Below are 26,730 nucleotides of genomic sequence, written 5' to 3'. Positions count from 1 at the left end.
AATTGAACTATCTTGATTATACTGTACGGAAAGCCCGGGAGGGAGAGGAGGATCTTCAGACGGATCTGCTGATTCTGTTTCTCCTGGATGGGGAAATGACGGTACGGTATTATGGAGAGGAAATTCACATGTGCCGGGATGATATTCTGCTGATAAATCCCGGCACAGAATATGTAATGGATCATGCGCACAGCGCGCTGTATGGTGTGGCTTCCTACTCTGCTTCTCTTACCGCACAGATCATGGGAGGCAGAACACTGAGCCTGTACGCGGATTCGGTCAATGACACCCTTCATTCCTACCAGGACATTCGTGAGATTCTTATTGACCTTACGGCTGATTATACTTACCGCAGACACCAGACAGATGCCCGGAAGGCAAGCCTTCTGCTTAAGCTGCTGGATCATCTGATTGAGAACTATTCTGTCCGCCAGAGCAATGACGGTCTGAAGGAAGGAGAGTCAGATGTAAGGATGCAGCAGATGATGCAGTATATCATCAGCCACATCAATGAGGAGGTTAACCTGTCCGCGCTTGCGGAGCAGATGTATGTTTCAGCGTCTACCCTGTCGAGAATATTCAGGAAAAAGACGGGTGTCTATTTTGCGGATTATGTCATGCAGCTGCGGGTGAGGTCGTCTCTGAGACTGCTGAATTATTCGGATCAGAATCTGACGCAGATTGCCATGAACTGCGGCTTTTCCAATTCTGCATCCTTCAGCAGGGCTTTTCGAAAGATCATGCATATGTCACCTTCGGAATATCGTGACAGAAACAGAGAGAACGCCAGAAAAGATGAAAAGCATCAGATAGAGGAAGAACAGGAAATCCGGCAGAAGCTTCTGGAAAAGGGATATCAGGAGAGCAGCGGGGAACGGAAGTGCCATATTTCGTTGGACCAGACGGAGGTGATTCCGGAAGAGTATGAACGGGTATGGGATAAGGCTGTCAACATAGGATCCCTGTACAGCATGACAAATGCGAATATCCAGTTTCATGTCCTGTATCTTCAGGAACATCTTCACTTTTCGATCATACGGCTGTGGAATATTTTCTCGGTAAAGACACAGGTGTCTGACGGAAAAAGTCTTGGACAGTATAATTTTGATATTATCAATCAGGCCCTTGATTTTCTGGTAAAGAATCATCTGCGTCCGTTTCTGGATTTTGGCAGAAGACCGGATACCGCTATCCGAACCGGCGGAGAAACGGTCTATTATAATGAGGAATATATTCTTTTTGAATCGAGAGAGATCTGGGAGGATATTCTGTCCTCATTTATCGATAATATTGTAAACCGGTACGGCCAGCAGGAGGTTTCAAAGTGGATTTTTGAGCTTTCATACGATGGCTTTCATCAGGAAAGATCTGCGCTGTATCAGGATTTGCATTATGATTTTTTCGAGGCATGGAAAACCCTGTATGGGCTCATCAGATCATCCATACCGGAGGCTGAGATCGGAGGCATCTCCTCGGTCATTGACAACGATATCGCGTTTAATACTGAATTTTACGGAAAATGTGTGGAGGGTCATTGCGTTCCCGATTTCGCGTCATTTCTTCTTTTCCCTTATGAGAATAAGGGAAGTGCGCCTTATCTGACTGCAAACCCGGATATGGAAGTGGAGCAGGTACTCCGGATACGGCAGATGATGCAGGATTGCGGAATCGGTGACCGGAAGCTTTATATTACGGAATGGAATAACACGATCGCGAATCGCAATTTTCTCAATGATTCCTGCTTTCGTTCTGCGTATCTCGCAGCGGGGGTTATTGATTTGTGGGGCAAAACGGACTTGCTGTGTGTCATGGGAGGAACGGATTGGGTCAGCATTTATTATGATACGAACAGAGTGATTAACGGAGGTGTCGGGCTTCTCACAAAAGATACGATCCGGAAGCCGGCTTTCTTTGTGCTTGCCTTTTTGAACGAATTGGGCCCTCAGTTTCTTTCACGAGGTAAGAATTATATCATCACCAGAAATGAGAAAAATGAACTGATTGTCCTGTTTCATCATTTTTCATGGTTTCGAAAGGAAATGATCCCCGGAGATGAACAGGTGAATCTTGATGAGGTCCGGAAGATTCGTTTTGAGGATGAGAAACCTCTGAAGATTGAACTGAACCTGCTGCACATGGACCCATCCGGAGTGTATGCAATCAAAAACCGCCGTCTGAATACAAGCAGCGGCAGTCTCATGGATAAGTGGAGGCATCTGGGATTTGAGAGTGATCTGACGAGAGAGGAAATCAAATATCTTCAGGCAGTGAGCATCCCGGAGATAGAACTGGAAAGAGGGAGTACGGACACGGAGGGTACTCTGAAAATTACGGTAGAACTGGATGTTCAGGAGGTTGTTCTGATGCATATCTATCGCAGAAGAAAAAACTGAGATGCGGTTTGCCGATAAAAAGGCCGTGCAAGAGATGATGATCATTTCTTGCACGGCCTTTTTTCTGCGCGTGATTGATGCAAGTAAATGCATGAAAAATGTGAGGATAAGGAAAGCTTACAGACAAGGATTCAGGTAAACTGTAATCATAAAAGCTGATGTGCAGATAAAACATCAGCGTGAAAGACCGGCCTTTTTCAGATGATTCATTCGCAGTGCAACTTTTTTCTGAGGTATTCAGAAATCAGATTATTCGATGAAGTAAGTGAGGATAATAATATGGAAAATAAACTCAGAGCCTCAAAGGCCGCTGTAATCTGTTATGGGTTTGGCGATCTGGCGTCACAGTTTGTGTGGACGTTTGTCGGTTCATATCTGACAATTTTTTATACGGATATCGTGGGGCTGACTCCGTTGGCGGTCTCTGCAATTATGATTATTGCAAGAATCTGGGATGCGGTAAATGACCCGATGATGGGAGCAATCGCAGAGCGCACAAAGTCGAAATGGGGAAGATTCCGGCCGTATATCGCCTTTGGATGCCCGTTCCTGGCGATTTTCTCTATCCTGACATTCACAAATCCGTTTGGAGGATCGAGCAAGGCAGGCGTTATCTGGGCCGCGGCCATGTATATCGCTGCTGGTATGATTTACACGCTGACCAATATTCCTTATGGCGCGCTTGCTGCCGTTATGTCCGAGGATTCCAATCAGCGTAACCAGATTAATACCTCGAGAAATATCGGAATGAACGCGGGAATGGCAATCGTCAACGCTCTCTCACCGGTCCTGCTTCTGGCATTCTCTGCAAAGGGGGCTGAGGTTGCGGATGCGAGAGGTTACCTCGGAACGGTAATTGTCTATGGTATTATCTCTGTACCGCTGTTCCTGATTGTATTTTTTACCTCGAGAGAGAATGTAAAGCCGCTGGCATCCACAATGAATCGGAAGATTACGTTTAAGGAAACCATCCGTAATCTTGTGACCAACAAATATCTGATGATCATCAGCGCCGTCATGGTTGTCCAGATGACCGCTTTCATGGGCCGGATCGCTGTATGCGCCTTCTGGGTTATCTATGATCTCGGTTCATTCACGATGATCTCTCTGATCATGACGCTCCCGACACTGCTGGGAATCGTCGGCTCCCTGTTTGTGCCTCCCATCGCAAAAAAGATCGGAAAGAGAAATGTTCTGATGTATTCGATGGCGGTGCAGGTAATCGGACTTCTGGTCATGTTCTTTGCACCATACAACAATATGCCGATGGTTATCCTCGGCGATGTGATCTTCGGCCTGTTTAATGTCGGAATGCCGATGTCGCTGTCCATGGTAGCGGATTCTGTCGACTATATGGAGGAAAAAACCGGAGTCCGCACAGACGGAACCGCTTACGCGACCTATGGACTGGCAACAAAAATCGGTAACGCAATCGGCGGAGCTGCGGGAGTCGTGATCATGGGTGCGTTCGGATATGTGGCAAATACACAGCAGACACCGGCAGCACAGAGAGGTATTAACATTACAGTGAATCTGATCCCTGCCATTCTTTATATTGTCGCATGTCTGCTCTGCCTGCTCTGGAACATGAGCGATAAGGATGCGGACGGCATTCGCGAGAGATTGATGGCAAGACATGCAGCAGAGGATAGCGGCAAGACGATGCAGTGAACGAGATAAAACACGCTGCGCGAGTTTTATCTCGTTATCGCGACGCTCGCCGCACACGAATACTTCGCATTCGGCTGCGGCTCACTGTTCGCGTAAATCAGTCTGCCCCGCAAGCGGGGCAGAGACCGCAATACTAACAATACACATAGAATTATTGCAGATATAATTAATTGGATGAAGGAGGACAATTATGTATACATACAATAAAAAAGGGCCAAAACGTGGAGTGGCACTATACAGCTATTCGGCGGAATTCGGTCTCACAAAGACACTGGAGGATTGCTTCGAGGATGTGCATGACATGGGTGCGCATGGTATCGAAATTCTGGCAAATACACATATTGAGAATTATCCCTATCCGACGGATGAGTGGGTGGAAAACTGGTTCCGGCTTTGCGATAAGTACGAAATCATTCCGGTTGAGTATGGAAACTGGATTGATTCGCATGTCCTGGGAGACAGAGATCTTACCACAGAAGAAGCCGTGGAAATGCTCAAGCGTGACATCCGTCTGGCACACCGCCTTGGTTTTACGGTAATGCGTACCAAGATGCCGGTAATCAATGATCTTCTGGAGCCTGTTCTGAACTGGAGAGAAATCATCAAGGGAGCACTTCCTCTGGCAGAGGAACTAAATATTAAAATGTGCCCGGAGATACATAATCCATCGAATCTGAAGGGAAAGCTTGTGACGGATTTTGTAGATTTCATCAAGGAGACGGGAACAAAGAACTTCGGACTCAATATTGATTTTTCGGTATTCCGCACTACATTTGCGGAGGGAGAATGGAGAGATCCAAATTACACGCCGAACAAACCGGAGGACATTATTCCGCTGCTCCCATATATCTACTGCTGCCATGCAAAGTTTATTCATATGAGCGATGATTTTGAGGAGACAACGATTCCGTATCCGGAGATCATCAAGGTGATGACCGAAAATGGATATGACGGATATCTTCTGAGCGAATATGAAGGCGCTGATAAATACGAAGAGGGATATGAGGTTGGACAGACACTGAGAAAACAGCACATCATGCTGAAAAATCTTCTCGGAGACTAAGGAGGTGCAGAGATGGAAAAGCATGTAATTCAGTCCGTTGGATTCAGAAATATTAAAGATGCAGAAGGTAAGACGACAGGCTTTCAGTTTAAGGTTCGGCTTCCGTATTACAGAGGAATTTTTCTCTCTCAGATCCGGCCGGGAACATTGTTCATTGATGGGGAGAAGATCGAAAAGGATCGTATCACTTGGGTGATCAACGGAGAAGAGTATACAAATGAGGAGATGCGGACAAATTTCCAGGTGCACTGGTCGGTGACAAAGCCGGCAGTACTGAAGGTAAAGAAGGAAGGGGGTCTCGCACAGGGCTATCATGATCTGAAGTATGGCTTCTGCTTTACCTCTTCTTATATGCCGCCGATCATACAGGCCAATCTGGATCCGGATCAGGAAAGCATGGTATATATGCCCGAGTTCGGACATCATGTGAATGAACGGCATCTTCTGATTGTATGAGACGCAGCAGATTCTCAGATCAGATAAATGAGAGGCAATAGATTCTCAGACCAGATAAATGAGAGGGAACAGATTTTTCAGAACAGACAGATCAATCAGATACGATAGAGAACGAAAGTACACAGATCTGACAGGGTGTGAGATCAGATCAGACAGGAGGAAGATATGTCAGAGGATATCAGAATTGCGATTATCGGCCATGGCTTTATGGGGCATGAGCATGAGAAAATGCTGACAAACTTTCCGGGGATCCGTCTTGTTGGATTCGCGGACAAGGATCCGGAGCAGCTGAAAGATGTCGGAGAAGGACTGAAGAGATACGGCAGCAATGAAGAATTGCTGGCAGATCCGGAGGTAGATGTGGTTATTATTGCGGCAAATAATAATCAGCATCACGATCTTGTCATTCAGGCAGCTAAAGCGCACAAAGATATTATTTGTGAAAAACCGGTGGCAATGAGTCTGGCGGAGCTGGATGACATGGAAGCGGCAGTTAAGGAAAACGGTGTCCGGTTCACGGTTCATCAGCAGAGAAGGTTTGATCCGGATTTCCGCACGGCAAAAGAAGTGTACGATTCCGGCACACTTGGAAATGTGTATGCGATCAAGAATCAGCTGTACGGCTTTAATGGGAATATGCATGACTGGCACATATTTAAAAGTGAAGGCGGCGGGATGCTGTATGACTGGGGTGTTCATCTTCTTGATCAGGTCTGCTGGATGTTCCCTGGCGCAAAGCTGAAATCTGTGTTTGCGGATATCAGGAATGTCATCAATAAAGAGGTGGATGATTATTTTCAGATCATGCTGCGCTTTGATAACGGAGTAACGGCAACGGTTGAACTGGGGACATATTACCTGGCGGATAAGACCGCGGATAAATGGTTCGAGCGGCACTGGTTTGTCGCCGGAAACAAGGGTACCGCGTATGTGGACGGATTCTTCCCGGAGGGAAAGATTGTGCGCACCACCCATCTTCTGACAAATGTCGGAGGAAAGAGAACGATGACTGCCGCAGGGCCGACAAGATCGTTCGGACCTGCACCGGAAGGAACCATTGTAACGGAGCCGCTTCCGGAGGTGCATACGAGCCACAGAAATTATTTTGAGCATTACATCCGTTACTATCACGGCGAGGAGGAAGCATTTGTAAAAATACCGGAGGTGCGCCGCGTGCTGAAACTTATGGATGCGGTCAGAGAATCCGGACGCACCGGAAAGTCCGTTGATTTTGAATAAAAGTTAAGATTAAGTGAGGTAGATACGATGGACAGAAAGATTCCTATTGCTGTACAGGTTTATGGATTGAGAGATCTTCTGGAGGAGGATCCGGAAAATTTCAGGAATGTAATGCAGAAGATCAAAGATTATGGTTATGACGGTGTAGAACTGGCCGGACTTTACGGACTGAAGCCTGCGGATGTCAGAGAAATCCTGAAAGAGGTGGGTCTGGTTCCGATTTCAGCGCACGTACCATTCGCGGACATGGTAGAAGATCTGGATCGTGTGATCGCGGATTATTCGGAAATCGGAGTAAAATATCTGGTGATGCCTTATATGGCGGAGGAATATCGGCCGGTAAACCCGGAGGGATTTCAGAAGTTTCTCCCTCTGCTGAATAAGGTAGGGGAGAGAATCCATCAGGCGGGTATGACTTTCCTGTATCACAATCATGATTTCGAGTTTGTGAAACTTCCGGATGGAAGATGGGGATATGACGCGATGTTCGAGGCAATTCCGCATGATCATCTGATGAGTGAGCTTGATACCTGCTGGTGTGACGTCGCGACCGGTAAGGTCACAGAGTTTATTAAGAAATACACCGACCGTCTGCCGGTCATTCATCTGAAGGATTACATCAAGCGCGGCGAAGTGAAAAATATGTACAAGCTGATCGGGATCGATCAGGAGGAGTCCGGAGAGGATGAGGGTTACTTCGGGTTCCGTCCGGTCGGATTTGGCCAGATGATCTGGGAGCCGATTCTGGATGCTGCGCTCCGTGCAAATACAGGATGGGCTGTTGTAGAACAGGATGAGCATTATGACATGGATCCGCTGGAGTGCGCGAGAAGAAGCCGTGAATACCTCAGAATTCTCGGCTGGTAAGCAGCTTGGGTGAACCTTGAGCAGAAGACGAAAGAAGTAATTATTCAAATGAAAGGACAAAACATGAAGGAAATCAGAATTGCCATCATCGGAACCGGAATGATCTCCGACAGGCATATGACCGTGATCAATAATCTGAAGAAAAGAGGTCAGAACCTCACCGTAGTTGCAGCATGTGATATTGTAAAGGAGAAGGTGGAAGCCTTCGGCAGGAAATATGGCCTTCCGGAAGACCGGCTTTATACGGATTTCCGGGAGATGCTGAAGAGAGACGACATTGATGAGGTTGAGGTCTGTGTACATAACAATCTGCACACATCTGTTGCGACAGCAGTCATGGCAGCGGGTTATCCCTGCTATTCGGAGAAACCGATGGCGGCAAGCTATGCTGATGCAAAAATTCTTTACGATGCGCAGAAAAAGTATGGACAGAAGCTTGCTGTTCAGATCAGCTCTATCTACAACCCGCAGACCCGTATCGCAAAAAAAATGATTGCGGAGGGCAAACTGGGAGATGTATACCATGTAAGAAGCGTTGGTCACAGGAGACAGGGCAGGCCGGGTTATGACATGCCGTTTTTCAGTCATGACTTTATTGATCCAAAGATCGGTGTTCATGGACCTCTGTTTGATCTGGGAATCTATCATCTGGCACAGATGCTGTACGTGCTTGGAATGCCGGAACTGGAGAGCGTGTACGGTGTACAGAGCTGTTCCTACTGGAGAGATGCGCGCATTGACAATGCGGTAAACTGCCATACCCCGATCGAGGATCTTGGCGTTGGAATGGCGCGGTTCAAGGGCGGAATTTCAATGGATATCTATGAGGACTGGGCGATACACATGGACGAAATCGGCACAAGCTTCATTGCGGGTTCTCTTGGCGGACTGAAATTTACGGATGTTGATACCACCGGAGGGCCGCTGGCGGTTCCGGAAGGAGGATCCATCGTAGGAGGAGGTGCTCTCCAGAAGCCGAGGCTTGAGTGGTTCGGCGTAGATGGGGATGGCGTGTTGTTCGACAATAAAATCGAATGTGCGATCGGTGATATCTCGGGCATGCAGGAGGTCGCTCTGAATCCTGAGATGGAGAAGTACAATGATAACCAGCTGCAGTGGTATTCTTATCTTCGCGGCGAACTTACTGACGAGACACGTGTTGACTCTCCGTATATCGCAATGCAGACTGCCTTTCTTTCCGAAGGTGTTGTGCTCTCCAGCGAGCTCGGACGCAGCGTGACTGCAGATGAAATCAAGGCAATGTCAAAATCCATCGCGCTTCGCGAGCAGGAGACACCTTTTGGAACAATCAGGTATGATTTTGACGACTATAAACCAGAATAAAATGGCATGTGCTGAAGACAGAAACTGTCATTTTCAGGCATGAAATAAGTATACCAAATCCCCGGCGGATTTATCCGCCGGGGATTATTGTACTGTATAAGTCCAGTCGCAATGTTCTTGGCCCACGGGGAGCTTGCTCACCAGTGGGCAAGAACATTAGCGACGACAACAGGTATGAGCCACGAAGTGACGCGTAAGCGGCACGGAAGTGCGAATATGCGCGGGCAGTGAGCCACATCCGCTCACATAAAGTGTGAAGCGGTGGGGCGAACGCCGCGACAGACCGACAAAGTCGGTCACCTGTTAGCGGCACGGAAGCTGCGAAGCAGCGAAGTGACGCGGGGACTTATACAGTTTGTGGCACGAAGTATCATATGGGTGTGTACTGTATAAGTACAGCCGTAATGTATCGTATGGGAGTTACTTAATATGGTATAATAAAAAAGGCGTGGATTTTGTTTTATCCTTAAATGAGGGGAAAGGAGAATAGTATGTGGCTATGGTTTGCAATTGGTTCGTCGGTCTTCGCGGCATTGACCTCAATACTTGCCAAGGTCGGTATTGAGGGCGTGAATTCAACGCTGGCTACGGCAATTCGAACGGTTGTGGTCGTCATCATGTCCTGGGGAATGGTTTTTCTGACAAATGTGCAGGGCGGTGTCGCCTCCATCAGCAGAAGAAGCTGGATCTTTCTGATTCTGTCCGGTCTTGCGACAGGAGCATCCTGGCTGTGCTATTACAGAGCGCTCCAGATCGGAGATGCTTCAAAGGTAGTACCGGTTGATAAGCTGAGCGTTGTGATCACCCTTGTCATGGCGTTTCTGTTTCTACACGAGCAGGTTACCGTGAAATCTGTGATCGGATGCGTGCTGATCGGCGCCGGCACACTGCTCATGGTCATCGCGTAAACAGAAGACAGGAGGAGAATGACAGCCAGAGGTTTGAATCAGAAGGAGGAGGGAATGAGAAAATATCTTGTAATCGGTGCGGGAGGCACCGGAGGCGCACTGGGCGCGTATCTGGCTCGCGGAGGAATGGATGTGACCTTCATTGCCAGAGGCGCACATCTGCGAGCAATGAAGGATAATGGTCTTCGTGTGATACGGACGGACGACGAATTCACACTGAAACCAGTTAAGGCCTGCACAATGGAAGAGTATACGGATCATCCGGACGTGATTTTTGTCTGTGTGAAGGGATATTCTCTGGAATCTCTGTATCCGTTTCTGCGGAGAATTGCCGGCAAGGACAGTATCGTCATCCCGATCCTGAATATCTATGGAACCGGGGCAGTCATGCAGAAGCAGCTTCCCGGCATTCTGGTAACGGATGGCTGTATTTATGTCGCCTCCCAGCTCCGCAGTCCTGGTGAAATACTGATGAGCGGTGATATACTGCGGGTTGTCTTTGGTGTGCGGGATTCCTCGGAATTCCGTCCGGCTCTTCGTGAGGTAGAAAAAGATCTTGCAAAATGCGGAATCGGGGGCGGATTCAGCGACAACATCCAAAGAGACGCGCTGCTGAAGTTTTCTTATGTCTCACCGCAGGGAGCATGCGGCCTTTATTTCGGAGTCAGCGCGGGGGCGATGCAGAAAGAGGGGATATATCGTGACTTCTTCTGTGAGCTTGTCCGCGAAATCGGAAGGATCGCGGAAAAAGAGGGAATTGTCTTTACGGAAGACATTGTGAAAAGAAATCTGCATATTCTGGACAGCCTGAAACCGGATATGACAACATCGCTTCAGAAAGATGTCGCCTGCGGAAAGGCTTCCGAAATTGACGGATTGATCTTTGAGGTCGTCCGGAACGCCCGTCGCCTCAAGGTGGACGCTCCGGCATATGAAAAAGTGGCGGAAAAGCTATCCGGTGCCGGCATATGAAGAAGCGCTGGAAAGGCTTTCCGGCGGCAGTATATGAAGTAGTGGCGAAAAGGCTTTCCGGCGGCAGTATATGAAGTAGTGGCGGTAAAAGCTTTCCGGAGCCGTTAGCGGGTGAGATTGCGCAGCCAGCGGTATTTGTGAAAGTGGTGAATGACCCATGGAATTTTTCCAACCTCATCGAGGCAGGTGCAGGCGTAGACCAGAAGAACCGGCCAGTGAAACAGGAAGGCTCCGCATAGCGCGACCGGAATGGCAATTCCCCACATGACGACAATGAGGGAGTAGACATCGAATTTCGTATCTCCTCCCGCGTCGAAGATACCATTGATTACGACTGTGTTCACACATCGGCCGATCATATAAAATGAGGTAATAGCAAGCATGCCGGCACATAATGTTCTTGCATTGGGAGTCAGCCGGTAGAAAAGCAATACCGGATGAATCACTGCAAGAACGACCGCGGTCGTGATAAATCCAATGAGGAAGGAAAGCTTCATCAGCCGTTGTCCATAGATTTTCGCCATGTCCAGATTCCCCTGACCGAGTTGATTCCCGAGAAGGATGGATCCGGCATTCGCGATACCGTTGCACATACAGCAGGTAAGATCCCGTACCACTGCGGCAACGGAGTTGGCGGCAGCGGCATTCTGACCGAGATGCCCCATAATGGCGGAATATGAGGTAAAACCGATTCCCCACAGAAGGGAGGCTCCGAGAAGCGGCAGGCTGATTTTCCGGAAATCCGATCCCAGCAGGCGGTTGCGGTGAAAAAGCCTCGTAAGATCCGGGCGGACAAAGCCCTTCTGAAGCGAGGACCCCGCAGCCCATGCCAGCTCGACGATTCTGGAGATCAGCGTGGCGAGCGCGGCTCCCCTTGCGCCCATCTCCGGGAACCCGATCAGGCCGAAGATGAATATCGTGTTCAGGACAATATTCAGGATAACGGCACTTGATGAGATGAGCGCTGTCCGGTTCGCGTGGCCTGTGAGCTTCATGATGGTCAGGTAGCACTGCGAGATACCGGTCAGCAGGTAAGACCAGCCGGCGATCCTGAGATAAGAGACACCGATCTCCGAAAGTGTCGGGTCGTTGGTGAAAAAGGCCATCAGAAAACCTGGAGTCAGGATGCAGAGCAGACCGAACAGAAGATCAATCAGAAAAGAAAGACGAAGCATGAGATTGAAGATATCGTGCAGACTCAGGAGGTCCTGTTTGCCCCAGTACTGGGAACCGAGAATGGATCCTGCCGATACCACAGAGCTTAGAAACATGTTCATTACGAACTGAATCTGTGTTGCAAGCGATACCGCTGCCATGGAGTTCTGATTCAGCCTGCCCAGCATAATGGCGTCCGCAGCCGCAACCGCTGCCAGCATCAGGCTCTGCAGAGCAATCGGGACAGCGAGAGACACCAGCTTCCGGTTAAATAACGGGTCAGAGAACAGACCCTTTTTCATCGACGGCGATGGCATTTCATATTACCTCTTTATCTTTCTCAGTCTTTTTCCGGTTCTTTTCTTCCGTTCTTTTTCCTCAGTTTTTCCCCGGTTCTTCGCTGCACAGCTCGCGTTCATCAGAAACGCAGAATAAAAATTCGTCCGGCCCCCTGGCGCACCTGGCGTCTGGTCCGGACGAATCAGAATTTACGCGAACAGTGAGCCGCAGCCGAATGCGAAGTATTCGTGTGCGGCGAGCGTCGCGATAGCGAGATAAAACACGCGCAGCGTGTTTTATCTCGTTCTGTGACTTATGCCCCGGTTCAGTGATTAACCCGGGATTCTATACGGTATGCCCCGGTTCAGTGATTGATCCAGGCTTCCCAGTCACCGATTATGGCATCATCATCAAAATAATTGATTCGCATCGCGTCGCGAACCTCTTCGAGTGTCCGGTTTGTCTCTTCCGCTGCATGTTCCGTTCCTTTCCGGAGTATGTTGTACACCTCGGGAATATCGGCTGCCCATCTGGCTCTTTCCGCGCGGATCGGTGTGAGCATTTCTTCCAGTACCTTGATCAGGAACTTCTTGCATTTCACATCACCAAGGCCGCCTCTTCTGTAATGATCTTTCATCTCTTCCAGATTTGCGTACTCCGGAAGGTATTCGGCAAACTGCTCATCTGTGCAGAATGCGTCCAGATAGGTAAACACAGCGTTGCCCTCTACATGTCCGGGATCGGCGATGTTCAGGTGCTGAGGGTCGGTATACATTCCCATGACCTTTGTCTTGACCGTCTTCGGATCATCAGACAGATAGATGCAGTTGCCGAGCGATTTCGACATTTTGGCGGTGCCGTCGGTACCGGGAAGCCGTCTCTGGGTTTCATTTTCCGGCAGAAGAATGTCAGGCTCCACCAGAACATCCCGGCTATATGTCGTATTGAACTTGCGGACAATCTCGCGTGTCTGCTCCAGCATCGGCTCCTGGTCTTCTCCGGCAGGAACAGTGGTTGCCTTGAAGGCAGTGATGTCCGCAGCCTGAGATACAGGATAGGTGAAGAAGCCGGCGGGAAGTCCCGCCTCATTGTTGTTCACGCCTTCGGAACTGGAGAAGCCTCTCAGGGTCATTTCGTTCTTTACCGTGGGATTGCGGCTCAGTCTCTGGGTGGTTACAAGATTCATGTAGTAGAAAGTCAGCGCATGGAGAGCCGGGATACCGGACTGAATGCAGATGATGGATTTTTCGGGATCAATGCCGACGGACAGATAGTCCAGAGCAACCTCAATGATGTTGTCGCGGATCTTCTGTGGGTTGTCCCAGTTGTCGGTGAGCGCCTGATCATCGGCGATCAGAATATTAATTTCATCAAACTTCCCGGAGTTCTGCAGCTGTACCCTTCTCTTCAGTGACCCCACATAATGACCGAGATGAAGACGGCCTGTCGGGCGATCTCCGGTCAGAATTACTTTCCTTTTACAGTCTTTTGCTTCCATACTTCCTCCCATATATTTATCAGAAAAAATTTAAATTGCAAAATAAAGTGCAGTCTCAAACGCGATCCGAAATGCAGGCTGAAATACAGTCGGAATTGCAGTCGGAATTGCAGGCTGGATTGCACTGTGCAGACCCGGGCAACCTTCTTGCCCGACTTATACAACTATAGCATAAAAAAAGGAAATTTGAAATGAATTGTTCGTTCCGGAGGCGATCAGGCGAAATCCGGGCAGCGTTCCGGTTCTGGTCAACAGGCAGAGGAGAATTCACAGGGGATTTGCGTGTGGGCGATTTTGTTTTTGCGATTCTGTTTTATTCTGTTTTATTTTTTAAAGTTGATGAATTCCGGTCTGTTCTGTGGTAGTATTGAAAAGAATTTGTCCGGCTTTTGTCTGGATGAAGCAGATGATACAGAGAGATGTATACGGAGAGGTGCTTACCGCGAGCTGCATACAAACTGTTGGATGAGGAGAGATGCTTACCGCGAGTTGCACATAAACCGTTGCGTACGGAAAGTGATTGAGGGGGAATTGTTATCGTGGAGAGCAGGTTATATATCGAAAAGGAATTCTCGGAACAGGGAGTCGATTGCTATAAGCTGAAGGGCAAGGATTATCTGAATCATTATTACATTGTCTCAGAGTCGGAGACCAGGAAGCTGATGAATACGCCGGAGATTGTCGGCTATGAGGTATACAGGTGCATGCTCCCTGCCACATCGCAGATGATGTATTATTTCAAAGAAAACGGGAAGGTATCCTGCGCGAATATACTATCGATTCTGCGGGGAGCATTGAATTACCCGCTTGAAGAGGCATGCTATCGGGAACATGTGAGGATTCATGACATCAGCTTTTTGTCGAGTGAGCGTGTCTTCAATGAAGAAGAGCTTGCCGGCCTGAAGATCAAGTATTCAAAGCTGACCATGGTGCCGGACAGCACACTGCTGATCGGAGATATCATAGCTTCAGGGGAGACGCTGATTCAGTGCCTGGAATATGTGACGGATTTTTACAGGGCGAGCGGCGCGGCACTTCGAAATATCATCATCTTTACGATTGGTGGAACGAAGGCTGTCGAAATTCTGGAAAGGCTCACGGAGAAATTCCGGGAGTTCTGGCCTGCGTTCGAGGGGTTCTACTGCGTCTTCTACGAGGGAATCTTCAGCACCTATCAGGACAGAGGCGTATCCGGAGTCAATATCCCTGATGTTGATTTCTACTGGAAGGACGGCATTATTTCGCCGGAATTCCGCAGGGTGACGCTTTCCATGCGGGACCCTCTTTTTGAAAAATGTATCATCTACGACGGAGGAGCCCGCCGTTACGAGATTCATGAGCACGTGGACGAGGTGCTCGGCTTCTGGAGAGATATTCGGGATCGGGCAGATCGGATTCAGATGAAGGATCTTCTCGAAGAAAAGCTGGGCCACGGGACACCGATCACTTATGAGGACTGGGTTCTGGACTGTCACTACGGGCACCTGAATCCGAGCGTGACACATTGGCTCTACCAGCAGGAACTGGGGTATATAGAGAGCCTGAAGAGGACGGATCTCAGGGAAATCGCAGATGAGAGAATCCGCGATTTTACAGATTCCTTAAGAAAATACATTCTGTAGGCGTATCCGGGAATATCATCTGGAGTTTCATATGGATTTATTTTTCTATTTTTGAGTTCATGAGGGAGAGAGAATGAGAGGGAAGAATCAGAAGCAGCGGGAAACTACGGTGGATATCGACTATGCCGAGCAGTCGGTGCCGGTTGATCGGAGACAGAGCTTTATTACAATGTTCATGATTATGCTCGGTTTTACTTTTTTCTCGGCGAGCATGTGGGTCGGGCAGGAGATGGCGAAAGGGCTGGATTTTTACGGCTTTCTCGGCTCGCTGTTTCTCGGAGGAGCTATCCTTGCCGTGTACACGGGCCTTCTGGGATACGTCGGAGCTAAGACCGGAATGAGTCTGGATCTGATGAGCCGCCGTGCCTTCGGACTGAAGGGAAGTTATCTTCCATCGGCGATGATCAGCTTCACACAGATCGGCTGGTTCGGTGTCGGTGTCGCGATGTTTGCCATCCCGGTGGCAAATGAGCTGCTCGGCGGGAGCAGACTTGCGGAGTGGATTCTAGTGCTCGTGGCCGGCGCGTGCATGACTTCTTCGGCGTACTTTGGAATAAAGTCTCTGACAATCGTCAGCTATATCGCGGTTCCGCTTGTGGCAATTCTTGGAACAGTGGCTATGATTCTCGCGGTTCAGAGAGGCGACGGGACTCTGATCAGCCAGTTCGCAAAGTCAAGCGGTACGCTCACAGTGATCGGAGGAGCGGGGATGGTAATCGGATCCTTTGTATCCGGTGGAACAGCTACACCGAACTTCTCAAGATTTGCCAGAAATGCCCGGCAGGGTGTCGTTACTACGGTTGTCGCCTTCTTCATCGGGAACTCACTGATGTTCTTCTTCGGCGCGGTTTCTTCCATCTATGTGGGAGGAAATGATATCTTCGAAGTAATGATCAACCTGAATCTGTTTTATCTGGCAGTTCTTGTCCTTGGTCTGAATATCTGGACAACGAATGACAATGCGCTTTACTCCGCCGGCCTCGGCCTCGCGAACATCTTCGGACAGAAGAAAAAACCGATGGTTCTGATCTCCGGCGTCATCGGAACGGTGACCGCCGTATGGCTCTACTGGAATTTTACGCACTGGCTCAATATCCTGAACTGCACCCTTCCGCCGATCGGAGTGATCCTGATTCTGGACTATTTCCTGCACAGAAAAAACTACACCGATGATTTTCGGGATTTCCAGGCCGTTAACTGGTTCTCCGTCATCGGTGTTGTCGCGGGAGCGCTGGGAGCAAATATCATCACCGCGGGTATTCCGTCGATCACCGGAATGGCGGTGGCGGCGATTATCTATCTGATCGGATACTTCACTTCGGGGAAGAGCAGGGCATAGGCATTATTGCTGAAGAATTTCCAGATATTTTTCTGCTGATTCCGGCCGCTGCGTATTCCGGATGATCCCGGCGTATACAGGTTCGGAAAAGCCTGCCTTCCGGTACAGAGAAGTGCCTTCCAGTGAGACGCACGCAGACATATAATCCTGGCGCTGAAAAATATCACGGGTGTGCTGATCCATGATGACGACGTCCAGCTTTTTATCTGTGATCATGGCCAGGAGCTTCATCTGGGATGCGTAGGAGTATTCATAAGACGCTCCGCCATCCGTGCCGGAAGCTGTGTAAGACGCTCCGCTATCCGTGACGGAACCTGTGCTTCCGTCCTGAGTGCTGTCCTCCGGATCGGCGGAGATCAGAAGATTCCGTTCATACTTTACCGTCCCGCCGGAAAAATCTTCCGGTTCCATCTGCAGGAACTGATCGGTGATGGAGTCGAGGATGCTGTCGTCCGCCTGAACATTCACAAGCGCGACGGAGAGCACGGTTTTCTTTCTGGTGAGGACTGTTGTCAGCGAATAGATCAGAATTCCTCCCGCGATAATCAGGAGGATAAAAAGCCATTTGTAATAATCCCAGAGGTAAGTGATTCTCTGTCTGCGATCCATACCGCGCAATGTTTCTCTGAGCTTCATTTTTCCTCCCGGTGTAAGAAATTATCCTGACGTGTGGTGTCGGTGCCCCCGGATCTGTTTCCGGGGGCGTTTTCTGTCTTTTCAGTGTCTGAAGATCTTTCCGGATTTTCGAGCTTTCGGAATACCGGTTTCAGAAGGTAAGAACAAAGAAAGGCAGCAAAGCCCTCACCGAGAAAGATGACCGGTGTAAAATAACGGATGGCGATAAAGTAAATCGCAAAATGAATGGCAGCCATTACGATCGTGCACACGGGATAACGGATTCCGATCATAAACGCGTTCTTCAGGGTGACCTTCCAGGAATTGTCATAGCGCGAAAGGAGCGGAAACGCATACAGAACGATAATCGCGAACACAATCAGAAATACAATATACAGACCGAAGCCGATCATGAAGAGAGGAGAGCTTATCGCGCGCTGGCGATAGAAACGGCCGGAGAAAAAGAACGCGATCGCAATCGGAATGATCAGACAGGACAGTTTGGTTCCCTCACGGAAATTCTGGCGGAAGGAGTGAAAAAAATCCTGAAGAAGAGAGATTCCGGAATCATTGGCAAGCTTAAGCGTGCAGTAATAGAGTGCGCTGGTCGAGGCTCCAAGCGTGAAGAGCGGCAGACTGCACAGAATCCATAACAGGTTCAGAAGTATGCAGTCAAGCAGTTTTCCGAGAAAATTCATGACCGGGTTATATGGATTGATGAAATGATTCATTCGTGATCCTCCTGTCTTCCCTCTGTTGATTCTCTGAGTATCAGATTGGTCTCGCAGGCGCAGGTGCGGTAATTCAGTGCCGGGTTCTGGATCCGGGACAGAATCAGGTCAGTGGCGGAAAATCCCATGATCTGACTGTGTATATGCACGGTCGAAAGCTTCGGCGTCACCAGAAGGGACTCTGCGGAGTCGTCGAAGCCCAGAATCATGACATCCTCCGGGACACTGAGATCCAGATGATTCAGCGCGTGCATCAGATCAATTGCCACAAAGTCATTGGCGCACACAAAAACGCGCGGTATTTTCCGGAATTCCTTCAGCTTGCTGTAGAAGTAACCTTCCGCAGGACTCATTCCCGCGGAAGCGGAGGCGGGATCCGGCTTCTCGGTGATGCACCATTCTTCATGGATCGGAAGGGAACACAGGTACATGCTGTTGCGGTATGCCATGAATCTCTCGAAAAAGGAACGGCAATGCATGGCCTCTCCCGCAAATCCTATGTCACATATTCCGCGCTTCTTCATAAGGTGAATGAACTGACTGATGCCTTCATCATTATTCATGGTGAGAATGTCGGCGGGAAGCGGGTCTGCACCGGGGTCGGCAGGGGCGTCAACGAAAAGAACCGGGACACCGGACTGGCAGATAAATCTCGCGTAGGACGCGTCAAAAACTTCAATACATATAATTGCCGCGCAGTTTTCAAGGCGCAGAGAGGCGGGCAGTCTCTGGGCTGCAATATCTTCTGCTCTGGCGAAATGCATAGTCATGGAGTATCCGCGCTTGGATATTTCCATCTGAAATTTATCGAGCATCATCGCGGAAAAATGAGAGCTGTTCAAGAACCAGGTGGTGATCAGCGCAATTTCATTTTTTGCGGGAGCGGGCGGGGTAAGACTGTTCTGTACCGCGTCGAGATCAAGGTAGGAAAACTGCTTGTATCCCATTTCAATAGCCCGCGCGAGAATCTTCTGGCGGGTGCTGTCCGCGAGGACTCCGGTGTTATTGATTGCTTTTGAAACGGTATTCCTTGATAATCCAAGCGAATCCGCAATGTCCTGAATTGTGACTCTGTTTTCCATATATTATCAACTCCATTTTTTATCTGGCTGCAGTTCCATTTACAATCTCTGCTTTTTCACAGCTTCAAGCATTATCTTCCTTCCGTAATGAGCTCTGACCCTGTTTTTCTACAGCGCTGTTCTCAATTTCTGTCTGCAGCTTTGTTCCTGAGTTCTGTCAATAGTTGCGTTCTGTCAATAGTTGCATTCTGTGTTTCTGTTTTACATGAACTATTTCAGTCTTTCTACAATATAATATAATGCCCTTATTATAATTTGTCAAATGTAAAAATGCATATTTTACATTATAGATGTTTAAGTAGTCTGTAACAGCATATCTGAACCGCTGAGCTTTATGCGCGGGAAAACAGAAAGGCTCACCCCTCCGGCGGCCTGTCATTTTGGGTAATCCTGAGGCTTTAAACGGTTTTTTTTTCATTCTTCCGGATTCTGAGGAAAGCATCTGGAAAAGTTCACAGTTTTGCCTGCCCATTCTTGTATAAGTTTTACAAAAAACTCATTTTCATGTGTAAAAATAGTGCAAATGCACATTTTACAATTGACAAATGACCACCCGGGAATTATATTGAACAACGAAGACAGAGCGATAAAACAATATAGAGTGACCGGACAACAGAGCAGCCAGTCGACAGAGCAGCCAGTCGACAGAGCAGCCAGTCGACAGAGCAGCCAGTCAACAGGGCAGCCCGTCGACAGAGTAATCGGACAACAAAGTAACCGTCAACAGAGCAACCGGACAACAATATGGCGAGACAGCAGGGTGACAGATCAGCAAGGCATCTGACATGCAATGATTTATGAGGAGGTATGGAAGCATGGAGGAAAAAGCAAGAAGAAAAGGAAGAGGGCTCCTGTATTTCAGGCAGCACTGGCAGCTTTATGTAATTTTTCTCGGACCGGCATTTCTGCTTACACTGATTTTCAAGTATGCGCCCATGGGAGGCATACTGATCGCGTTTCAGAATTTCAACCCGATCAAGGGAATCTTTGGAAGCCAGTGGGTGGGCATGAAGTATTTCAAGAGATTCCTGGAGTCTCCGGACTTCATCCGCTATCTGGTAAATACACTGAAGCTGAGTGTATACGGATTGCTCTGGGGATTCCCGATTCCGATCATCCTGGCGTTATTCCTGAATCAGATCAAGCGCACGGGCATCCGGAAGAAGATTCAGACGGTTCTGTATATGCCGAACTTCGTGTCGGTCATCGTACTTTGTGGTATGGTCCGTATCCTTCTTTCTGTAACGGGACCGGTAAATGGCCTGCTCCACACCAGCATCAATTTCATGACAATACCGGAGGCGTTCCGGCCGATTTACATCATCTCCGGAATCTGGCAGGGAGCCGGGTGGGCTTCCATCATGTACACGGCGGCATTGTCCAATGCAAGCCAGGAGCTGCGTGAGGCAGCGGCTCTGGATGGAGCGAATATCTGGCAGCAGATCCGCGTGGTAGACTGGCCGGCAATCAAGGATATGGTTGTGATTCAGTTCATTCTTCAGGCAGGAAATATCATGAGCATCGGATTTGAGAAGGCTTATGCGCTGCAGACGGATATGAACCTGAAATCTGCGGAGATCATCGCAACCTATGTGTACAAGAAGGGACTTCTCGACGGAGACTACAGCTTCTCTACAGCAGTAGGTCTGTTCAATACGATCATTAATGTCATACTTCTGATCGCGGTCAATAAGATCGTGGAGAAGATGAATGACGGACAGGGAATATGAGGAGGAAAAAGCAATGGCGGAAATCAATGCAGCGGTCAGAAGGCATCCGTTTTCCAGATACGGGAGATCTGACAAAGCCTTTATCATAATAAGCAGACTATTTCTTGCAATTTTTGTAATTGCGATTATCGTTCCGATGATATATATCGTGATCGCGTCCTTTATGGATCCGGTGACGCTTCAGAACCAGGGCATCACCTTCAACTTCAAGAAGTGGACGGTGACAGCCTATCAGAGGGTACTGACGAACAAACAGATCTGGATCGGCTTCCTGAATGCGGTCATCTATTCGGTAGCTTTCACGCTGATCTCGGTTGCAGTCACCATGCTTGCGGCATATCCGATGTCACGGAAGGATCTGAAGGGAAGAGGATTCTTCAATGTGATCTTTGTCATCACAATGTTCTTTGGAGGCGGACTGATCCCTACCTACCTGGTAATCAGTGACCTCGGACTTCTGGACACGATCTGGGCGGTCATTCTTCCTGGCGCTTTCTCGGTATGGAATATGATCATCGCCAGAACCTATTATCAGGGCATTCCGAAGGAGCTGAGAGAGGCTGCTGCTGTAGACGGTGCCAATGAGGTGCAGTATTTCTTCCGGATTCTTCTGCCGGTCTGCAAGCCGCTGATCGCCGTCCTGGTTCTCTGGCAGTTCGTCGCCATGTGGAACAGCTATTTTGACGCAATGATTTATATCAATACGGCGTCTAAGCAGCCGCTGCAGCTTGTGCTTCGTGCGATCCTGATTCAGAATCAGCCGCAGTCGGGAATGATCGCGGATATTCAGAGCACCGCGGCAAGAGCACAGCTTGGAGAACTGTTAAAATATGCAACCATTATTATTTCGTCGCTGCCGCTGATCGTCATGTATCCGTTCTTCCAGAAATATTTTGATGCGGGTATCATGGTCGGTTCGGTAAAGGGCTGATATTGAGATAGGGTTACAGCAGAATCTGCGGAAAGGCTGAGAAATGTTTAAAAAGTGGATGAAAAAAATATGTGCCGCATCACTTGCTGCGGCCATCGCGGCGACATCGCTGACCGGCTGCGGTGAATTGTTTTTTGGATATAAAGAGGCAAGAAATAAGGCGGAAGAGCCGGCTTCCTATACTTTCCCGCTCAAGGAGAAGGAAACGATCAGCGGCATGACCAGCTATCCGAGTGCCACAGAATCGGATCCGAATAAGAGAGCGATCTTCGAGAGACTGGAGAAACAGACAAACGTACATGTAAACTGGAAGGCAATCTCATCCGATCAGTGGTCAGATAAGATCTCACTTCAGATGAGCAATTATTCTACACTTCCGGATTTCATTTTTACCGCGGGATTTTCAGACAGTGATCTTCTTCGTTATGGAACGCAGGGCGTCATCATCCCGCTGGAGGACTATATTGACAAGTATATGCCGAATCTGAAGAAGGTCTTCGACGAATATCCGGAATACCGTTCGATGTGTACCGATGAGAACGGCCATATCTGGGCGCTTCCCTGGATCGAACAGCTCGGCGAGGGCAAGGAAGCCATTCAGACCATCGGTGATATGAGCTATATCAATAAGAAATGGCTGGACTACCTCGGGCTGAAGATGCCGACTACGGTGGATGAATTCGAGGAGGTCCTGAAAGCGTTTCATGACCATTCCAAGGATCTTCAGGAGCATTTCAATATTAAGGGAAGTATCATTCCCATGTCATTCATCATCAATGACGGGGATCAGGATCCGGCGATTCTGATTAACGGATTTGGAGAGGGATACGGCGATGGAGACAGAGGGCGCCACATTGCGGTCACGGACGACAAGAAGGTGATCTGCTCCGCGACGCAGTCCGGTTACCGTAAGGGAATCGAATGGCTGCATAAGCTTTATAAGGAGGGCCTGATCGATCCGGAGTGCTTCACGCAGGAATGGTCCACTTATGTATCCAAGGGAAAATCCGGAAGATACGGTGTATGCTTCTCCTGGGATATTGCCAACATCGATAATCTGGAGGACTGGGAGCCGCTTCCGGCTCTGACTGCGGACACCAGAAATATCACACCGCAGAACGGATCGTATACAAGTGGATTTGACCGCGGCAGATGTGTGGTTACCGCGCTGGCAAAGAAGCCCGCTCTTGTCTGCAGCTGGCTGGATCAGATGTATGCGCCGATGCAGTCTCCGCAGAATAACTGGGGAACCTACGGCAAGAAGGGCGAGTTCCACATTTTTGAAATGTCAAAGAATGCAGACGGACAGCCAATGTTGAAGCATATGGATCTCGGCGATCATTCTCCGGTAGAGGTAAGAGAAGCAGAATGTGTCGGCGGACCGCTTGCGGTGCTGAATGATTACTATGGCAAGTATGTAACCTGTCCTGCGGACGCCCAGTACCGTTTGGACTGGATCAAGAACATCTATACACCGGATATGCACGGAAAGTACGTATATCCGAACCTGTTCATGAATCAGGATGATACCGAGCAGCTTTCGAATCTTACAGCGGACATCACTACGGAGATCAATGCAAGGAGATCCGACTGGATCATGAATGGTCTGACTGACAGCGAGTGGAATTCGTATCTGAAGAAGCTGGATGCCTACGGCTTAAAGCAGTATCTGGGCATTTTCCAGAAGTATCTGGATCGCTATGATCTGGACCAGTAAGCAGGACAGATAATGGCAGAAAACCATATCGTTATCATGGTGATGAACATCAGAAACCATATCGTTATCATGAAAATGAAATCCGGGAATTACCGGAGAAACGAAACAGAGTATGAAAGGAAGCAGATTGATGTACAGATCAGACGAACTTCTTAAGGCAAGAATTACAGAACAGTTAAATGAAAAGAAGATCCGTCCGGAGGAGAGACCGGCGTTTCATCTCACTCCAAGAGTCGGGTGGATGAATGACCCGAACGGATTTTCATGGTATCAGGGTGAATACCACATGTTTTATCAATACAATCCTTATGATACACAGTGGGGCCCGATGCACTGGGGACATGCGGTGACAAAGGATCTGATCCGCTGGGAGAACAGACCCTGTGCGCTTGCACCGGACACATTTCCGGACCGGGAAGCGGGATGCTTTTCAGGAGGCGCTGCAGAACTTCCGGACGGTAGGCATCTTCTGATGTATACCGGATGCCGCCGGGAGAAGCACCTCGATGGAACCATCTGTGATGTGCAGACACAGAATCTTGCCATCGGTGACGGCGTGGATTATCAGAAATATCCCGGCAATCCGGTTCTTTCCGAGCTGGATTTGCCGGAAGGCGCGAGCCGTATTGATTTTCGTGATCCGAAAATCTGGCGGGAGTCCGATGGATCCTGGAGGTGTGTAGTCGCGAACCGGGCTGAGGATGAGACAGGGCAGCTTCTGCTCTTCACAAGCCCGGACGCGTTTCACTGGTCCTATCTGTCAAAGCTGGCAGTAAATCACGGACGGTTCGGCAGAATGTGGGAATGCCCGGATTATTTTTTGCTTGATGGCAAAAGCGTGATTCTGATGAGCCCGCAGGATATGGAGCCGGACAGCCTTGGATTCCATGCAGGCAACAATGTGCTCTGCATGATCGGCCATCTCGATGAGGAAGATGAGAACGGGTGTTTCCGGGAGGAATTTGTTCATCCGGTTGATGATGGAATCGATTTTTACGCGACCCAGACAGTGCTCTCGCCGGACGGGAGGAGGATTCTCACCGGCTGGATGCAGAGCTGGGATACTGTGCCTTATCGCGTGGACAATGCGAAGTGGTTTGGCCAGGTATCTCTCCCGAGAGAGCTGACGATCCGGGATGGACATCTGATGCAGAGACCTGTCCGTGAGCTGGAGAAGTACAGGACGGACAAGGTCGAGAGACTGAATGTTGAGATTGACGACAGCCGTATCTTCACAGATCCTGCACTTTCCGGAAAATGCGCAGACCTGATCTGTGAAATACGTCCGGAGAAGGATTGTCGGGAGGTTGAAATCCGTTTCGCGGAAGGAGGCAGTCATTACTGCGCTGTCATCTACCGTCCGCAGGATCAGACCCTCACAATAGACCGGTCTCATTCCGGGGTGATCCGGGATGTGCTTCATTCAAGAACGGCGAAGGTATCTCCGGCAGATGAAGGTCTGAAGCTGAGGATGATTCTGGACCGATTCAGTGCAGAAGTCTTCGTGAATGACGGAGAAACAGTCATGAGCATGGCGCATTACTCGGATCCGGAGGCAGAGGGAATTTCGGTTCGTGCGCGCGGAGAAGCGGCTGTGGATATCACGAGTTATCTTCTGAATATGTAATGACCTTCTTGACAGCTGCGGAAATGGAAGCTGATATTTAATGACCTTCTTGACAGCTGCAGAAATGGAACCTATTCTGAATTTGTTGACACTTTACGATTCAGGAGGTTGAGCATGGATATTGCAGTGAGATATTATTCAAGATCAGGTAACACAAGGGCTGCGGCGGAGGCAATCGCAAAGGCCGCAGGGACGGAGGCGGTTTCGGCAGACGCACCGGATGCGGCACTTCCAGGAACAGTGGATATCCTGTTTGTCGGCGGCGCACTCTATGCCTACGGCATTGACAGAAAACTGACGGAATATCTGCGCAGCCTGAAGAAGGAAGAGGTCAGGAAAGCGGTTATCTTCTCCACTTCCTGGGTATCAAAGCATGCAATCGAACTCATTCGGAAGGAACTGGAGGCAAAGGGAATTCCCGTAGAGGATCGGACATTTTATTTCCGCGGCAAGCCCGGGGATAAACAGCTGAGAGAGGCGGAAGCTTTTGCCAGGCAGTTTCTTGCCTGAGGCAGAGACGAGCGGACGGCGCATGAAGATTTCATGCACCGTCCGTAATTTACGCGAACAGTGAGCCGCAGCCGAATACAAAGTATTCGTGTGCGGCGAGCGTCGCGATAGCGAGAAAAAACTCGCGCAGCGTGTTTTATCTCGTTTTCCGGGCAATGGAACAGGCATAATTGACAGCCCGGCGCGCTGCATGATTGAATGTCCGGAACAGTGGAGGAATTCTATGGAAAAAGAGGGATGCAACAGAGAAAACTGTGAATTTCGGGAACGGAACAAATTCTGTATTTCCGAGGTGCGGCTGTTCCGGGGACTGTCTCCGGAGATTCAGAAAAGGCTGGTTAATCATTCGGTTCATCATATCTATCCTGCAGACGTGCGTATCGTATCCGAGAACGACAGCATTGATTCAATCATCATCATACGCAGGGGAAAGGTGAAAATATCGAGAACGGATGTCATGGGGGAGGAACATATCCTGGATGTTCTTCATGACGGCCAGAGTGTGTGGCACGGCATCTTTTTGAAGGAGCACCGGTATAATTATGATGTGGTAGCTCTGGAAGAGGTGAAGACCTGTGAGATTCCCCGATCGGTCATTATGCGGATGATCACCGAAAATCCTCAGATATCGTTCAATATGATTGAGGTTCTTGCCAGTGATATCACTGACGCGGAGGATAAGATCTTCGTCCTTTCCATTCGTGAGCCCCGTCAGAGGGTAGCTGCTTTTCTGCTGCGAAGGGAACGAAAATGCCTTGGAGATGTGATCAATTTGAAGCTGGATGACATTGCGTCCTCGGTCAATCTGCGGCCGGAAACGGTCAGCCGGAACATTTCGTTTCTGGAGAAGGAAGGAATGGTGAAAAGGCTGGGCCGCGGGTGTCTGAAGGTGATAGATCATAAGAAACTGCGGGAATATACCGAAAAAACAGGTTGAAAATCAGACCCCAAAATGTGTTAAAAAAATAACTTAAATTTGAT

Annotated in this window: 23 protein-coding genes; 18 read left to right on the top strand and 5 right to left on the bottom strand. The window is 49.0% G+C overall.

The annotated features are described in order from the left end of the window. Window positions 1–2 precede the first annotated feature (2 nt). The 9 genes from ACTQ1O_RS00770 to ACTQ1O_RS00730 all read left to right on the top strand — a co-directional run bounded on the left by ACTQ1O_RS00770 (window position 3) and on the right by ACTQ1O_RS00730 (window position 10,913). Window positions 3–2,393, top strand: a complete 2,391-nt coding sequence (locus ACTQ1O_RS00770; protein ID WP_441485694.1) for a GH39 family glycosyl hydrolase — start codon at window positions 3–5, stop codon at window positions 2,391–2,393. Window positions 2,394–2,672: 279 nt separating this feature from the next. Continuing rightward, complete coding sequence (locus ACTQ1O_RS00765) at window positions 2,673–4,064, top strand: MFS transporter (RefSeq protein WP_441099480.1); 1,392 nt, start codon at window positions 2,673–2,675, stop codon at window positions 4,062–4,064. A gap of 190 nt (window positions 4,065–4,254) precedes the next feature. After that, the gene (locus tag ACTQ1O_RS00760; protein WP_441099481.1) at window positions 4,255–5,127 is read left to right on the top strand and encodes a sugar phosphate isomerase/epimerase family protein; all 873 of its coding nucleotides are present in this window, start codon (window positions 4,255–4,257) and stop codon (window positions 5,125–5,127) included. A 12-nt stretch (window positions 5,128–5,139) separates the two neighbouring features. Next, entirely contained in the window at window positions 5,140–5,583 is a 444-nt protein-coding gene (locus tag ACTQ1O_RS00755) for a C-glycoside deglycosidase beta subunit domain-containing protein (RefSeq protein ID WP_441485693.1), read from the top strand. A gap of 165 nt (window positions 5,584–5,748) precedes the next feature. Then, entirely contained in the window at window positions 5,749–6,822 is a 1,074-nt protein-coding gene (locus ACTQ1O_RS00750) for a Gfo/Idh/MocA family protein (RefSeq protein WP_441485692.1), read from the top strand. 27 nt (window positions 6,823–6,849) lie between these two features. Further along, entirely contained in the window at window positions 6,850–7,689 is an 840-nt protein-coding gene (locus ACTQ1O_RS00745) for a sugar phosphate isomerase/epimerase family protein (RefSeq protein ID WP_441485691.1), read from the top strand. 63 nt (window positions 7,690–7,752) lie between these two features. Next, window positions 7,753–9,033 (top strand): Gfo/Idh/MocA family protein, encoded by a 1,281-nt coding sequence (locus tag ACTQ1O_RS00740; protein ID WP_441485690.1) that lies wholly within the window; start codon window positions 7,753–7,755, stop codon window positions 9,031–9,033. 491 nt (window positions 9,034–9,524) lie between these two features. Then, entirely contained in the window at window positions 9,525–9,941 is a 417-nt protein-coding gene (locus ACTQ1O_RS00735) for an EamA family transporter (RefSeq protein ID WP_441485689.1), read from the top strand. Between the two features lie 54 nt (window positions 9,942–9,995). Beyond that, complete coding sequence (locus ACTQ1O_RS00730) at window positions 9,996–10,913, top strand: ketopantoate reductase family protein (protein WP_441485688.1); 918 nt, start codon at window positions 9,996–9,998, stop codon at window positions 10,911–10,913. Window positions 10,914–11,017: 104 nt separating this feature from the next. Here ACTQ1O_RS00730 and ACTQ1O_RS00725 read toward each other — a convergent pair whose 3' ends face one another. Beyond that, entirely contained in the window at window positions 11,018–12,385 is a 1,368-nt protein-coding gene (locus tag ACTQ1O_RS00725) for an MATE family efflux transporter (RefSeq protein WP_441485687.1), read from the bottom strand. A 326-nt stretch (window positions 12,386–12,711) separates the two neighbouring features. Beyond that, a complete protein-coding gene (gene trpS / locus ACTQ1O_RS00720; RefSeq protein WP_441485686.1) occupies window positions 12,712–13,845 on the bottom strand; it encodes a tryptophan--tRNA ligase in 1,134 nt (377 codons plus the stop codon). 539 nt (window positions 13,846–14,384) lie between these two features. Here trpS and ACTQ1O_RS00715 point away from each other — a divergent pair. Both ACTQ1O_RS00715 and codB read left to right on the top strand, forming a co-directional pair. Next, window positions 14,385–15,467 carry a hypothetical protein gene (locus ACTQ1O_RS00715; protein ID WP_441474692.1) on the top strand — a complete coding sequence of 361 codons (1,083 nt, stop codon included), beginning with the start codon at window positions 14,385–14,387 and terminating at the stop codon, window positions 15,465–15,467. A gap of 73 nt (window positions 15,468–15,540) precedes the next feature. Beyond that, window positions 15,541–16,806: a cytosine permease gene (gene codB, locus ACTQ1O_RS00710; RefSeq protein WP_441485685.1), complete on the top strand. Its 1,266-nt coding sequence runs from the start codon at window positions 15,541–15,543 to the stop codon at window positions 16,804–16,806. Window positions 16,807–16,809: 3 nt separating this feature from the next. Here codB and ACTQ1O_RS00705 read toward each other — a convergent pair whose 3' ends face one another. The 3 genes from ACTQ1O_RS00705 to ACTQ1O_RS00695 are packed head-to-tail and all read right to left on the bottom strand — an operon-like array spanning window position 16,810 to window position 19,234. Next, a complete protein-coding gene (locus ACTQ1O_RS00705) occupies window positions 16,810–17,442 on the bottom strand; it encodes a hypothetical protein (RefSeq protein ID WP_441485684.1) in 633 nt (210 codons plus the stop codon). After that, window positions 17,439–18,152 carry a YesL family protein gene (locus tag ACTQ1O_RS00700; protein ID WP_441485683.1) on the bottom strand — a complete coding sequence of 238 codons (714 nt, stop codon included), beginning with the start codon at window positions 18,150–18,152 and terminating at the stop codon, window positions 17,439–17,441. The genes ACTQ1O_RS00705 and ACTQ1O_RS00700 overlap by 4 nt, the downstream gene beginning before the upstream one ends. Further along, the gene (locus ACTQ1O_RS00695) at window positions 18,149–19,234 is read right to left on the bottom strand and encodes a LacI family DNA-binding transcriptional regulator (protein ID WP_441485682.1); all 1,086 of its coding nucleotides are present in this window, start codon (window positions 19,232–19,234) and stop codon (window positions 18,149–18,151) included. The genes ACTQ1O_RS00700 and ACTQ1O_RS00695 overlap by 4 nt, the downstream gene beginning before the upstream one ends. 815 nt (window positions 19,235–20,049) lie before the next feature. Here ACTQ1O_RS00695 and ACTQ1O_RS00690 point away from each other — a divergent pair. From ACTQ1O_RS00690 to ACTQ1O_RS00660, 7 genes are all read left to right on the top strand, one after another. After that, window positions 20,050–20,964, top strand: coding sequence for an ABC transporter permease (locus tag ACTQ1O_RS00690; RefSeq protein WP_441099495.1), 915 nt, complete (start codon window positions 20,050–20,052; stop codon window positions 20,962–20,964). A 13-nt stretch (window positions 20,965–20,977) separates the two neighbouring features. After that, window positions 20,978–21,895: a carbohydrate ABC transporter permease gene (locus tag ACTQ1O_RS00685; protein WP_441485850.1), complete on the top strand. Its 918-nt coding sequence runs from the start codon at window positions 20,978–20,980 to the stop codon at window positions 21,893–21,895. 43 nt (window positions 21,896–21,938) lie between these two features. Continuing rightward, a complete protein-coding gene (locus tag ACTQ1O_RS00680; RefSeq protein ID WP_441485681.1) occupies window positions 21,939–23,612 on the top strand; it encodes an extracellular solute-binding protein in 1,674 nt (557 codons plus the stop codon). A 12-nt stretch (window positions 23,613–23,624) separates the two neighbouring features. Continuing rightward, a complete protein-coding gene (locus tag ACTQ1O_RS00675; RefSeq protein ID WP_441485680.1) occupies window positions 23,625–23,768 on the top strand; it encodes a hypothetical protein in 144 nt (47 codons plus the stop codon). Then, a complete protein-coding gene (locus ACTQ1O_RS00670) occupies window positions 23,743–25,239 on the top strand; it encodes a glycoside hydrolase family 32 protein (RefSeq protein ID WP_441485679.1) in 1,497 nt (498 codons plus the stop codon). The genes ACTQ1O_RS00675 and ACTQ1O_RS00670 overlap by 26 nt, the downstream gene beginning before the upstream one ends. A 114-nt stretch (window positions 25,240–25,353) precedes the next feature. Then, window positions 25,354–25,749 carry a flavodoxin family protein gene (locus tag ACTQ1O_RS00665; RefSeq protein WP_441485678.1) on the top strand — a complete coding sequence of 132 codons (396 nt, stop codon included), beginning with the start codon at window positions 25,354–25,356 and terminating at the stop codon, window positions 25,747–25,749. 223 nt (window positions 25,750–25,972) lie between these two features. Beyond that, entirely contained in the window at window positions 25,973–26,686 is a 714-nt protein-coding gene (locus ACTQ1O_RS00660) for a Crp/Fnr family transcriptional regulator (RefSeq protein WP_441485677.1), read from the top strand. The last annotated feature ends 44 nt before the right edge of the window (window positions 26,687–26,730 follow it).

This window comes from Bilifractor sp. LCP21S3_A7 (assembly GCF_052118825.1).
Taxonomy (GTDB): Bacteria; Bacillota; Clostridia; order Lachnospirales; family Lachnospiraceae; genus Bilifractor.
This window is presented reverse-complemented; position numbering and strand designations above follow the sequence as displayed.